The following is a 12,569-nucleotide window of genomic DNA, read 5'->3' as shown; positions in this document are numbered from 1 at the left end:
CCGCGTCGGGTCGCCCCGTGATCGCAGCCGCGGAGGTACACGGTCACGCACTACCGACCAGCACCGAGCACCTCCGTCACGGCAGCCTCGAACGCCCGGACCGCGTCGACGGGCAGCGGCCCGAGGACGTAGGCCCGGCGACGGAGCCGATCCCCGCGCAGAGGGTCCAGCCGCAAGGCGTCGATGACGGCCTCGATGCTCGTGGGCGAGGAATCGAACGGATATCCGCCGGAGACGAGGTCGTTCGGCGGGCTCGCTCGCAACGTGTCCGATCGGACCTGGGAGACGGCGAAGGGCTTGCCCGAGGCGAGGAAGTCCGCGGCGACGCTCGAGACATCGGAGATCAGCGCATCGGCGGCATTGAAGCAGTCGGTGATGGACATTTCGATCTCGGCGATCGATCCGAAGAGGTGGGGGCGACCCGATGCGGATCGGTCAGCCGCCAAGAGTTCGCGAACGCGCACCGCATGCTCACGCAGCTGTGGGTTCATGTCGTTGTGCGGGTGAGGGCGGAACACGACCGTGAGACCGCGAGCAAGGAGTCGCTCGACGATCCTTTCGCCGAATGCGAGCGAACTGTATGCGGAATCGGCGTGGAATCCGGCCCAAGTCGGTGCGTAGAGCACCACGCTGACGTCTGGGATGCTGTCGACTGTCGAGATTGCGATATCGACCGCCTGCGGCCGTCCGACGACCCTGAAGAAGTCATCGTGAGTCGGAACGCCGTGGGCGGCGAAACGATCGATCGCGGCCTGCCCTGCGACGAAGTTCCGATCGTACGCGCGCAGGGATGGACTGTAGCTCGGCGCCTTCTCGCTCTCACCGTGGTTCAGCTGCACATGCTGGAGATCGGCGAACCTGATGAGCTGCACGTTGCGTGTCGCATTGTTGACGTAGAACGCCGCCCGCAGCGTCGGCAGGACCACGTCTTCGAGGTCCTCGAGCTCCGGCCGGTACACCACGGGATGGGAGGTGTTCGCGACGGCCTCGGGGTAGCTGTCGGGATTTCGGGCGATCACGAAGAACCGCCGGCCCGTCCTTTCCAGTTGCGGCAGCCACATTCGAAGTTGGTAGGCCGTGCCCGGCAGGGCATCCCAGTGCACGACGAACTCCGGCGCGTAGGCGGTGAGGGCTGATGCCATGCGTGACACGTCGTTCCGCCGGGAGCGGATTCGATGGATTCCACGTGCGGCGATCACGACCGCCGTCGACAGCGGAACGGCAGCGACGACAGCACCGATCCACCACGATACGGGCGTCCACGTGAGCCAGACGACGAGTACGAGAGCGAGCAGCGATTCGAAGACGATGAACCCGCCCGCGATCCGCTTCGGTTCTGCGATGCGGCATCCGGGCAGGTTGCTGGAGACCGGTGCCTGTGCCCGCAGGATGCGTCGGCAGGCCGATTCTGCGATCAGCCCGAGAATGAGCAGAGCGAAGGCGAGCGGGGCCTCAATCGGAAGCAGGACACCGGCGAGGAGAACGCGGGTGAGCGTGAATCGACCGAGGTCGTCGGTCGTGCCGTTTCGCATCGCGGCCATGAGCGCGATCGCGATGAGCGTGAGAACGGCGAGTGCGAACGGAAGCATCGAACGTGAGGACACCGAAACGGCGAGCAAGCAGGCGAGTGCGGCGATACCCGAAAGGACTTCGCCCGCGCGACCCGCCCGGAGGTTCCTGAGGATCGAGCCTCGGGAGGTGTCGTCGATCCTGTCGTTCTGCAGCGTCACTCATGCCTCTCTGTGAAATGAAGACCGCGGTGTGCATCCTCGCACACCCGGATTCGTCCCTCGAAGCGCGAGCCCGCGTCGGGAGCCCTACAAGAGGACGCGCCTGAGCGGTGTTCGTGCGATCAGCAGGCCGATGCCGACCGTGATCAGGTAGGCGAGCAGGAAGGTCCACTTCGAGGGTTCCATGCCTGCCTGAGCAGTGAACCAGAGGACGAGTGTGTGTCCCAGGATGACGGGCATCGCCACCGCGGCCACGGCGGCGATCGGTCGAGCCGACCACCGTGGCAGGATGCGATCCGCCGCCTCTGCGAGCAGGATCAGTCCGCAGGAGATGGAGGCGGCCGCGACCACGCTCACGAGCGGATCTCCGAGGACGCCGTACTTGAGGTCGAGTGGAGCGACGAACCCGAATCCGCCGAGGAGGATGGCCGGGACTGCGAGCACGCCGCCCATGATGAGCGGGTGACGGATGCGCTCTCGGTTTCTCCGGAGCACGCGGCCGACGGCGATGAAGCCCATGGCGGGCAACGCGAGCCCGAGACCTTCGGGGATGGCGATCATCGACTCGGGACGGACGGCGCACCAGAGGAGGCCGACGGCGGCGACGACCCAGACGAGGAGGTCTGAGAATCTCGAGAGCCAGCGCATCAGCACGATGGCGAAGAACAGTGTGGTGATGAACCAGAACGGCGAGTACGGGCGCCACGGGTACGACCCGCCCGCCGCCGCGCGGATGAGCCAGCCGAGATCAGGCTCGCCGTGTTGCACGGTGAGCCTGATCTGGAAGATCACGGTGACGATGACGAGCCAGGACAGGTACGGAACCAGGAGGGTGCGAGTGCGACGGCGCACTTCGTCGCGGAGCGTGCGATCGTCCTTCCAGAAGTATCCGGTGAGGACGAAGAAGATCAGGGTGTGCCACGTCGAGAACCACGCGGATGCCCACGGTTCCTGCCAATTATGGGTCAGGACGATGGAGGCGACCGTCACGACCCGGAGCAGGTCGAGCCCGGAGCTTCGCCGCCGCTTGGGCAGGAGGCCGGGCGCGGTGCGGAGCTCGCCCGCGACCGGCGTCGCATCACCGGAACTCTCCGGGGGGAGCGGATCGATCATGTCATGTCAGTCATCGAAGAGATACGGGGCGCCTGCGCGCAGGCGCTCGTCGAGAAGTGGGACGAGCGTACGCGAATAGGTCGCCGTCATGTGGTCGTCGTCGCGATACGCCGTGACATTGCCGACGATCGGCTCGCACCGATCCGTGCAGAACCCGTCGGTGAGGTCGAGTTCGACGAAGCTGCCCGGCACGCCCGGCGCGGTCGAGGCCGGCGAGACATCTGAGAAGAGGGCAGCTCGATCGAACCCGCACTGCTCGGGACTCTCGTCGTGCTGTTCGAGGCACTCCGGCACGCGCCATGGGAATCGTGGGGTGTCTCGGAGACCGATGACCGGGATGCCGGCCTGGTCGAGAACCTGCCAGGCTTCGACCTCGCCGGGGTTGAGGGCCTCGTCCTTTTCGGTCGACGTCCTGGAGGAGAGCGTGATCACGGCGGCGGGTTGCAGTGCGATCATCTGTTCGATGGCACTCGTGTTCCAGTCCAGGCAAGCCGCGTTCGCTGCGGATTGACTCCGTGTCAGGCGGCAGCCGTCCTTGTCGATGATCGTGAGGCGCCAGCCGTGTCGCTCGGCGAGCGTCGTCACCGCGTCCGACCACTGCTGGGCATGGGAACCGCCGGTGAGGACGATCGTCGTCGAGGAATCAGGCTCTCCGCGCGGTGCACAGGTGAGAACCTCGGCGAACTCCGGCTGATCGCGGTAGTTCTGGATGCACTTCTCGGCGTAGACCGACGGGAGATCGTCGAACGCGATCGAGGAGTCCGGCACCGGCTCGACCCCGTCCGGCGTGTCGACGCCGGCTGTGAGGCTCACTGCTCCGGGGTAGTCGGTGCTTTCGCCCGCCGCGACATCGAGGCTCGCGCTCCTGGACTGTTCGGCCGCGGCGGCACCTGTGCTGACCACCAGCGTCAATGCGGCGGCCGCCGCGAGCGCGGCGATCGGGTAGCGCCTGCGGGGAGTGCGGGTCGCGCCGGCCATGATCGGTTCGGAGACGAATCGCTGGGTCAGCCAGGCGAGCGTCCCGGCGACGATGAGGACGAATGCTCCTCCGAGCAGGCCGACGCCGTCGAATCCGCGGATCGCGAGGTAGGCGATCAGCACCGGCCAATGCCAGAGGTAGAGCGGATAGGAGATCCGCGCGACGAAGCGCGTGGGTGCCGTGGCGAGCGCGCGGTCGACGCCGAACCTCGTGGGTTCACCCGAGCAGGCGATGATGAGCGCGGCGCCGATGACCGGAACGAGTGCAGCAGGGCCGGGGAACTGCGTGGCACCGTCGAGGACGAATCCGGACCCCACGATGAGTGCGGCCCCGGTCCAACCGAGGATCATCCGCGCGAGCGCGGGGAATCGATTGACCGCCGTGAAGAAGATCGCGAGCATCGCACCCGCGCCGATCTCCCAGAACCGGGTGAACGAGTCGAAGTACGCGACAGCCGGTTCCTGCGCGTTGAACGACCACGCGTAGATGAACGACGCCGTCGTCGCGGCACCCACCGTCGTCGCCACGACGGCGGTCGTCCACGCCCTCCGGCGTGCGAGCAGCAGGAGCAGCGCGATCAGTGCCGGCCAGACCAGGAAGAACTGCCCCTGGACCGAGAGCGACCAGAAGTGCTGCACCGGGCTCGTCGTCGGTCCCGCGGCGCCATAGGCCAGTTGCGACCCGATGAGCTCCCAGTTCTCGTAGTAGAGGGCGGAGGCGACGATCTCATGCGCCGTCTGCGTCCACGTCGATTCCGGGAGCACCGCGATCGTCATCACGGTCGTCGCCGCCAGCACGAGGAGTGCCGCGGGCGTCAGCCTCAGCACCATGCGCGAGTATCGCCGGGGCAGGTTCAGCGGCCGGTGCGCCGACCAGCTCCGGAGCATGGTCAGGGTCAGGAGGAATCCGGAGACGAAGAGGAACACGTCGACGCCGCCGGAGACGCGCCCGTGGCCGAACAGGTGGAACAGGACCACCAGAGTCAGGGCGAGTCCGCGGAGCCCTTCGATCTCATCGATTCGACGATGGGAAGACGTCATGGCGGGAAGGGACTCTCTCGGGCGCAGGCAAGGGGGCACTCAAGTGTAGACGGCGGTGCGAAATCGGCTGCTCGGTGGCGGTGACGGTCTGCGCGCGGGCGGTCGCCCGTCGCTCAGCGGCCCGCCGAGCCCGACACGGCCGCGTCGAAGCGATCGAAGAACGCCGGCGCGGTCGAGCCCAGGTAGGTCGCGGTGGCGTGGTGCTGGTCGCGGTAGACGATGACGGAACCGGCGACGGCCGGGCAGCGGTCGTCGACGCAGTACAGGTCGAGGGTCGGCACGACGGGTGCGCCGATGAGTCGTGCCGCGTCGGCGTAGCGGTCGGCGATCGCCGTGGCATCCGCCTCGGGCACGTCGCAGGCGCCGGCCCGCAGGTCTGCTTCCGACGCCTCGATCACGCAGGTCGCCCCGGCATCGCCGATGCGGGGATTGTCCTCGATGACGATGACGCGGCTGCCCGCATCGACCAGGCGACCCCAGTTCTCGGCGATCTGGGCGGGCTCGGCGGGGACGTCGATGGCGCCCCGTCCGCCGGCGTACACGACCAGGTCGAACGGCTCGGCCTCGAACAGCGACTCCTCGGTCTGTTCGAGGCGCCCACGACATCGCTCCGTGACATCCGCATCGGCCGAGGTCTGCGGGCCCCAGACGCAGCCGTTGCCGACCATGGTGGTGACCGTCCAGCCGGCCCCGGCGGCCTCGGAGTCGAAGAGCGATCGGTACATCGCCGCATGCGAGTTGCCGATGAGCGCGATGTGCGTAGCACCTTCGCCCGAGGTGCAGGACGTGAGGACAGCGGCATCCGCCTGGGTGTAGCAGTCGTACGCACCGCCCGTGTCGTCGAGCAGGGCCGCCCGTTCGGGCACGAGCGGCCGGCCGGCGAGCATCTCGGCGCATTCCGCGTCGCGCCCGAGGGCACCAGCGCCGAAGCAGTCGCCGACGGCGTCCTGAGCGGATGCCGCATCCCGATCGAGCTGGGAGGCGGTGGCCGTGCCCGCGGCGATGCCGAGCCCGGCGCCGGCCACGACGGCGATCCACGCGCCGATGAGGAGCACCGCGACGAGCGGGCGGCGTGCGGGCACGGGCCAGGAGGCCGAGACCGGGCGCTCGACGAGGCGGTTGCCGAGCACCGCGAGCCCGATCGCCAGGGCGATGACCAGCGAGCCCTGCCAGAGGTCCGGCGTCGCGTGCTGCCCGAACGCGTAGCGGTACGAGACGAGGAGCGGCCAGTGCCAGAGGTAGATGCCGAACGCGACGCCGCCCAGCCAGACGAGCGGCCGGCTCGCGAGCACCCGGGTCGCGGCCCACGGACGCTCGTCCTGTCGCGTGGCGACGAGCAGGAGGGCGGCGCAGCTCACCGGCCAGAGCGCCGCGAGGCCGGGGAAGCTGCTCGAGACCGGCAGCACCATGCCGCAGACGACGAGGCCGATGAGCCCGACCCACGAGGCGATCGCCGACGCCGTGCCGCGGAGCGTCAGGCGCGTGCCCGCGAGCGCGATGAGACCTCCGACGCCGAACTCCCAGAGCCGGGTGGTCGTGCTGAAGTACGCCGTGGGCTGGGCCACCGAGGTCTGCCAGAGCGACCACGCGAACGATGCCGCCGCGACGAGCGCGATGGCTCCGGCGAACATGGCCCGGAATCGCGCGGTCGCGTCGACGGCCTCGGGCCCGGTTCCGGCCCTGGCGACGGCGCGCCGCGGGCGCAGGGCGAACCACAGTGCGCCGAGCGCGACCAGCAGCCAGATCACGTAGAACTGGCCCTGCAGCGTCATCGCCCAGAAGTGCTGCACGATCGTGTGCGGGTCCTCGGCGTTGAGGTAGTCGACCGCCTCGGCAGCGAGGAACTCGTTCTCGACGTACAGGGCCGAGGCGAGGATCTCGGTGAAGTTCCGCGTCCGGAGCACCTCGGGCGCGAGCGTGACCGTGATCGCGAGTGCGGCGACGAGCACGACCGCGGCCATCGGCCAGACGCGGCGTGCCAGGCGCCCGAGGTACTGCAGCGGACGGATGCGACCCTGGCGCCGAACATGCCCCACGAGCGTGAGCGTGATCAGGAACCCCGTGATCACGAAGAAGACGTCGACGCCGCCCGAGACCTTGTCGAACCAGATGTGGTAGGTCGCGACCAGCAGTGCGGCGACGGTGCGAAGGCCCTCGATCTCGAGTCGCCTCGTCGACGCGGGCACGGCGGCCGCGGAATCGGGCGGGATGCGCCCACCCGTGGAATCCGACGTCGGGGCCGTCGAGGCCCTCGAGGGCGCCGAGGAAGTCGAGGCCATCGGAGCGGTCGGTGCGGTCACGGGGCGCGAGCGTACCGATCGCCGGTGAACGGAAGGAGAACGACGGATGCCCCGGGCGAAGGTTCGCCCGAGGCATCCGCTCGGTCTGTGGTTCAGGTCACGCAGGTGACGCGACCGACGCGCGTCACACGAACGCGGCGCTGCCCGTGATCTTGCGGCCGACGATGAGGGTGTTCATCTCACGCGTGCCCTCGTAGGAGTAGAGCGCCTCGGCGTCGGCGAAGAAGCGCGCGACGTCGTACTCGAGCGTGATGCCGTTGCCGCCGCAGGCCTCGCGCGCCCAGGCGACGGTCTCGCGCATGCAGGCGGTCGTGTAGGCCTTGGCGAGGGCGGAGTGCTCGTCGCGCTGCTCGCCGCGGTCGAGCATCTCGGAGACGCGCACGACCATGCCGAGCGAGGCCGTGATGTTGCCGAGGCTCTTCACGAGCAGGTCCTGCACGAGCTGGTGCGAGCCGATGGTCTTGCCGAACTGCACGCGCTCGCCGGCGTACTTGACCGCAGCCTCGTACGCGCCGATCGAGGTGCCGACCGCGGCCCACGCGACCTCGGCGCGGGTCAGGCGCAGCACGCTCGCGGTGTCGCGGAACGAGTTGGCGTTCTGCAGGCGCAGCGACTCGGGCACGACGACGTCCTCGAGCGTGATGTCGGCGTTCTGCACCGCGCGCAGGCTGATCTTGCCTTGGATCTTCGTCGCCGTGTAGCCGGGCGTCGAGGTGGGCACGATGAAGCCCTTGACCTGGTTGTCGTCGACGTCCTTCGCCCAGATGATCGTGATGTCGCTGAAGGTGGCGTTGCCGATCCAGCGCTTGGCGCCGTTGATGACCCAGTTGTCGCCGTCGCGCTTCGCGGTCGTGCGCAGGCCCTGTGCCGAGTCCGAACCCGACAGCGGCTCGGTCAGGCCGAACGCGCCCAGCACCTCGCCGCTCGCGAGCTTGGGGATCCACTCGTCGCGCTGCTCCTTCGAGCCGCACACGCTGATGCTGCCGGTCGCGAGACCGTTCTGCACGCCCACGAAGGTGGCGACGGATGCATCGACCCTGGCCAGTTCCATCGCGACGAAGCCGCGGAACACGGCCGAGTTCTCGAACGGCTTCGTCTCGTCCCACCCGAAGGAGAGCACGCCGTGCTCGGCGAGCGGCTTCACGACCTGCATGGGGAACTCGGCACGCTCCCAGTAGTCGCCCACGATGGGCTTCACGTCGGCCTCGAGCCAGGCGCGCAGTTCGGCGATGGCCTGCTTCTCGCGGTCGGTGAGCAGGGATTCGTACGAGTAGAAGTCGCTCGCGAGCGGCTCGAAGGTCATGACAGCTCCAATACGTCGTCGTCGGATGCCTCGAGCCTACGTCCGTGATCTGAACGGACTCCGGCCGTTGGTAGCTTTGAGGGAAATCTCGGAAGGGGCCCTCAGGAATGTTTGTGTCGATCGGCAACACCCCGCGCGACTACGCGTGGGGCTCGACCTCGGCCATCGCGGGCTTCCGCGGCGTCGCCCCATCGGGTGCCCCCGAGGCCGAACTCTGGCTCGGCGCGCACGCCGGCTCGCCGGCGCGCATCGTCGACGCGGCATCCGTCGGTGCGGCGTCCCTCCCGTTCGGCGACCTGGCGCAGTGGATCGCGGCCGACCCCGAGGCGTCCCTCGGCGCCGACCTCGCCGCGCAGGGCGCCCGGCTGCCGTTCCTGCTGAAGGTGCTGGCCGCGGCCGAGCCGCTCTCGCTGCAGGCGCACCCGACGCCCGAGCAGGCCCGCGCCGGCTTCGCGCGCGAAGAGGCCGACGGCCCCGCGATCACCGCCTACGACCGCAACTACAAAGACGGGTTCCACAAGCCCGAGCTCATCGTCGCCGTCAGCGAGACCTTCGATGCGCTCTCGGGGTTCCGGCCGCTCGACGAGGTCGCGGGCGTGCTGCGCACGCTTCGGGCGGCAGATGCCGCGAGCGAAGACCCCCAGCCGGTCGCCCTCGACCTGCTCGAGGCGCACCTCGTCTCGCAGCAGCCCCTGCGCGACACCGTCGAGTGGCTGCTCCGCGACGGACGCGGCGGCGACACGGGCGAGGTCTCGTGGGTCGTCGAGCGCGTGACCGCCCTCGCCGCATCGGCCATCGCCCTCGAGTCGGAGTACGCGCTGTCGTTCGAGACCGTCGGCGCGCTCGCCGAGGCGTATCCCGGCGACCCCGGCATCGTGATCTCGCTGCTCCTGAACCGCGTGCGCCTGCGCCGCGGCGAGTCGCTCTACCTCGCCGCCGGCAACATCCACGCCTACCTCGAGGGCCTCGGCATCGAGCTCATGGCCGCGAGCGACAACGTGCTGCGCGGCGGGCTCACGCCCAAGCACATCGACGTCACCGAACTGCTCGAGGTGCTCGACTTCACGCCCATCGCCCCGCCGCGGCTGGAGCCCGAGCAACTCGGCGCGGGCGTCGAGGTGTTCCGCCCCGACGTGCCCGACTTCGTGCTCTACCGCGTCGAGCGGCCGTCGGCCTCGTCGGCGCCGGCTCCGGATGTCTCGGGCTCGGTCTCCATCGCACTCGACGGGCCCGCGATCGTGGTCGCCGAGGGCGGCGACATCACGGTGCGAGGAGCCTCGGGCGAGGCATCCGTCGCCCGTGGTGAAGCCCTCTACGTCACGCCCGACGAGTCCCCGCTCGCGGTCACGGGCGAGGGCATCGGCTGGATCGCGACCACCGGGCGCTGAGGCGCCCGGCGGGCGCGGACGGCGCCGGTGGGCGCGGGCGTCAGCCGATGACGCGGTCGAGCAGGTCCACGTAGGCGAGCGACATCGCCGCCGGAAGGTGCTCGCGCGAGTACGTCAGGGCTGACGCGCGCACCTCGGGCTCGAGGTACCACTCGTCGGCCAGCAGTTCCGCGATGGACTCGGCGGGCCGCTCGACGTCGAAGAACCGCACCCACGGCTCGTCACGGTACGGAGCCGTGAGGGCGTGCACGCCCGGGAGGATGCACGGCACCCCGAAGGTCGCCGAGAGGTGCATCGTGCCCGAGTTCAGCACGTTCTGGTACGGCAGCACCGTCACGTCGGCCGCCGAGAACCAGCTCGCCACCTCGTCGTCCTCGATGAAGCGCAGGGCCTTGGCGACCGAGGTCGCTGAGCGGTCGAGCTCGTCGAGCGTGCGTCGCATCGTCGGCGCGGGGTTGCCGGCGAGCAGCAGCTGGAATCGCGTGCCGCCCGGATCGACGAGCGAGAGCCCCTCGATGAGGTGCTCGACGCCCTTGTACGGTCGCACCTGCCCGAAGAAGAGTACGGTCGTGGCCTCGGCGTCGGCGCCGATCGACTCCGCGGCATCCGCTCTGGGAAGTCGTGCGCCGTAGATGCCGTGGTAGCTCGAATGCGGGATGACCGTGACGCGGTGGTCGTGGAGCTCGTAGGCCTCTTCGACGGCGTCGGCCGTGGCCGCCGTGAGCACGTGGATCGCATCGGCTGCATTCGCGATGTCGGCGTGCAGGCGGGTCGCCGCGGATGAATACTTCGTGTCGTGCGGGAGAACATTGTGCACGGTCCAGATGAGGCGCCCGCCGCGCGTCCGGTAGTCCCGGATCGCCTCGATGAATCGCGTCCTGCGCCCCTCCGCATCGCCGGAATTCGCGGCACGCTCGGTGATCGGGCTCGGCCAGTGCAGGTGGAAGACGTCGGGTGCGTCGGGGGAGCGGAGCACGGCGAGGGCCTCGGCGTAGTCGGTCGTGCCATCGACCCGATACCCGCGGGCGAGCGGCTGCAGCTTCAACATGTTCAGGAACGGATTTCCGCTCCAATCAGGGAATACGAAGACTCGGGGCGTTCGCGCCGACGTGCTGCCGACCGCTGCGGTCGGTTGGTGGAGCTGCACTGCGGTGGGATTCGGCAAGGACACGACGGCTCATTTCGGGGTGCGATGATGATGGCCCGCCGAGTGTAGGAGTTGAAGGTGAACGATCTGTTGACGCGCCGTGACGCCGTCGCCGAGGCTGAGGAATCGACGTCGCCCGCGGTGTCGGTGATCGTCGCGGCCCGGGACGTCGAGGACTGGATCAGCGAGACCCTCTGGTCGATCCTGAACCAGACGCTCGCCTCGCTCGAGGTGATCGTCGTCGACGACGGCTCGACCGACGGCACCCGCGAGATCGTCTCGGCCTTCGCCGCCGCCGACCCGCGGGTGCGGCTCGTGCCGAACACGACACGCGGCGGCGCCGCGGCACGCAACCTCGGCATCACCCTCGCCACGGGCGAGTACCTGGCCTTCGCCGACGGCGACGACATCGTGCCCGCCGACGCCTACGAACGCCTGGTGGCGCAGGCGCGGAGCACCGGCGCCCGGATGGTCATCGGCAATCACCTCGTGCTCGAGCCGCAGCGCACGACCTCGCGCAACCAGAGCCTGCCGATCTACGGCAGCACCCGCGTCGGCATCACCATCGCCGACGAGCCGCGGTTCCTGCGCGATCGCGTCTGCTGGAACCGGATCGTGCACCGGCCGGCGTGGAACGCGCACGGCATCCGATTCGCCGAGTCGCGCCGGTCGAACGACATCCACGCCATGGTGCAGTGCTACTGCGCCCTCCCGTTCGACGTGATCGCGTCGCCGGTGTACGCGTATCGGCGCCGGGTCGGGGCGACCTCGATGACCTCGGCGAAACTGCAGCCCGACTCGCTCGAGCAGCACTTCACGCAGGAACTGGCGTGCATGCGGGACATCCGCCGGCTCGATGACCCGCTCGTGCTCGAGGCGTACTACCGCGGCATCCTCGAGCACGACATCTGGGCCCACGGTCGGGCGCTCATGTTCTCGGAATCCCGTCGGGACGCCCGATTCGACCCGGCGCGCGCGGTCATGCTCGAACTGCTCGCGTGCGCGCCCGACGCAGCGCTGGCGACCATCGCGGATTCGAAGGCGGCCGCGTATCGGCTCGCCGCGGCGGGCGAATGGGACGCCGCGGGCGTCGTCGCCGCGCTCGGCGACGGGCCCCGGCTCAGGACCGAGCTGGCCGACGTCGGCCTCGGCAGGGTCATCACCCGACTCCGCGACACCACCGAGCCTCCGGCCCTGATGACGCGGATCGTGCGCGGCGGCCCACTCGCCTCGATCGGATCCGATGCGATCGAGACCGTCGGCGACGCGGAGTTCGAGGGGGCTGCAGGTCAGCTCCGCGACATCCGCTCGCTCGGAACGACCTCGCTGGGACTCTCGCTCCAGGAGCGTTCGCGCGTGGCCATCGTGGCGATCAGCGGGCGGAATGCGCGTCGCACCCTCTCGCTCGCCGACCGCGGATACCGGTTCTCGCGGCGCTCGGCCGGAAGAGTTCTCCGGCTGGTCAGACTGCGTTAACCATGCGGGCCGCGACGACATCGCGCTCGGGTAGCATGTGCCCTCGTCCGGGCCGCAGTCGCCCGCCTTCACCCAGCAGCCGACGCGCGATGC

Annotated in this window: 9 protein-coding genes; 3 read left to right on the top strand and 6 right to left on the bottom strand. The window is 69.4% G+C overall.

Annotation, left to right across the window (positions count from 1 at the left end):
• Nucleotides 1-50: 50 nt before the first annotated feature.
• A complete protein-coding gene (locus AC3IPY_RS13835; protein ID WP_489184855.1) occupies nt 51-1,142 on the bottom strand; it encodes a CDP-glycerol glycerophosphotransferase family protein in 1,092 nt (363 codons plus the stop codon).
• A 33-nt stretch (nt 1,143-1,175) separates the two neighbouring features.
• On the opposite strand from AC3IPY_RS13835, the gene AC3IPY_RS13830 reads away from it, so the two are divergent.
• The gene (locus AC3IPY_RS13830; protein WP_489184854.1) at nt 1,176-1,598 is read left to right on the top strand and encodes a hypothetical protein; all 423 of its coding nucleotides are present in this window, start codon (nt 1,176-1,178) and stop codon (nt 1,596-1,598) included.
• A gap of 219 nt (nt 1,599-1,817) precedes the next feature.
• Here the strand turns inward: AC3IPY_RS13830 and AC3IPY_RS13825 are convergent, their stop codons facing one another.
• From AC3IPY_RS13825 to AC3IPY_RS13810, 4 genes are all read right to left on the bottom strand, one after another.
• A complete protein-coding gene (locus AC3IPY_RS13825; protein WP_489184853.1) occupies nt 1,818-2,843 on the bottom strand; it encodes an acyltransferase family protein in 1,026 nt (341 codons plus the stop codon).
• A gap of 6 nt (nt 2,844-2,849) precedes the next feature.
• Nucleotides 2,850-4,862: an acyltransferase family protein gene (locus tag AC3IPY_RS13820; protein ID WP_489184852.1), complete on the bottom strand. Its 2,013-nt coding sequence runs from the start codon at nt 4,860-4,862 to the stop codon at nt 2,850-2,852.
• 113 nt (nt 4,863-4,975) lie between these two features.
• On the bottom strand, nt 4,976-7,162 hold the full coding sequence (locus AC3IPY_RS13815) for an acyltransferase family protein (protein WP_489184851.1): 2,187 nt from the start codon (nt 7,160-7,162) through the stop codon (nt 4,976-4,978).
• 124 nt (nt 7,163-7,286) lie between these two features.
• The gene (locus AC3IPY_RS13810) at nt 7,287-8,465 is read right to left on the bottom strand and encodes an acyl-CoA dehydrogenase family protein (protein ID WP_489184850.1); all 1,179 of its coding nucleotides are present in this window, start codon (nt 8,463-8,465) and stop codon (nt 7,287-7,289) included.
• A 107-nt stretch (nt 8,466-8,572) separates the two neighbouring features.
• Between AC3IPY_RS13810 and manA the strand changes: the two genes are divergently transcribed.
• Entirely contained in the window at nt 8,573-9,853 is a 1,281-nt protein-coding gene (gene manA, locus AC3IPY_RS13805) for a mannose-6-phosphate isomerase, class I (protein ID WP_489184849.1), read from the top strand.
• 40 nt (nt 9,854-9,893) lie between these two features.
• On the opposite strand, the gene AC3IPY_RS13800 is transcribed toward manA, so the two are convergent.
• Nucleotides 9,894-10,901, bottom strand: a complete 1,008-nt coding sequence (locus AC3IPY_RS13800; RefSeq protein ID WP_489184848.1) for a glycosyltransferase — start codon at nt 10,899-10,901, stop codon at nt 9,894-9,896.
• Between the two features lie 177 nt (nt 10,902-11,078).
• Here AC3IPY_RS13800 and AC3IPY_RS13795 point away from each other — a divergent pair, with 177 nt between their 5' ends.
• The gene (locus AC3IPY_RS13795; protein WP_489184847.1) at nt 11,079-12,476 is read left to right on the top strand and encodes a glycosyltransferase family 2 protein; all 1,398 of its coding nucleotides are present in this window, start codon (nt 11,079-11,081) and stop codon (nt 12,474-12,476) included.
• The last annotated feature ends 93 nt before the right edge of the window (nt 12,477-12,569 follow it).

Source organism: Agromyces sp. GL_144 (genome assembly GCF_057834305.1).
This window is presented reverse-complemented; position numbering and strand designations above follow the sequence as displayed.

What these genes read in the sequence shown, in the direction of transcription:
- AC3IPY_RS13810 (WP_489184850.1), bottom strand. Translation starts at nt 8,465, where the DNA reads ATGACCTTCGAGCCGCTCGCGAGCGACTTCTACTCGTACGAATCCCTG.
- AC3IPY_RS13825 (WP_489184853.1), bottom strand. Translation starts at nt 2,843, where the DNA reads ATGATCGATCCGCTCCCCCCGGAGAGTTCCGGTGATGCGACGCCGGTC.
- manA (WP_489184849.1), top strand. Translation starts at nt 8,573, where the DNA reads ATGTTTGTGTCGATCGGCAACACCCCGCGCGACTACGCGTGGGGCTCG.
- AC3IPY_RS13800 (WP_489184848.1), bottom strand. Translation starts at nt 10,901, where the DNA reads ATGTTGAAGCTGCAGCCGCTCGCCCGCGGGTATCGGGTCGATGGCACG.
- AC3IPY_RS13830 (WP_489184854.1), top strand. Translation starts at nt 1,176, where the DNA reads ATGGATTCCACGTGCGGCGATCACGACCGCCGTCGACAGCGGAACGGC.
- AC3IPY_RS13820 (WP_489184852.1), bottom strand. Translation starts at nt 4,862, where the DNA reads ATGACGTCTTCCCATCGTCGAATCGATGAGATCGAAGGGCTCCGCGGA.
- AC3IPY_RS13835 (WP_489184855.1), bottom strand. Translation starts at nt 1,142, where the DNA reads ATGGCATCAGCCCTCACCGCCTACGCGCCGGAGTTCGTCGTGCACTGG.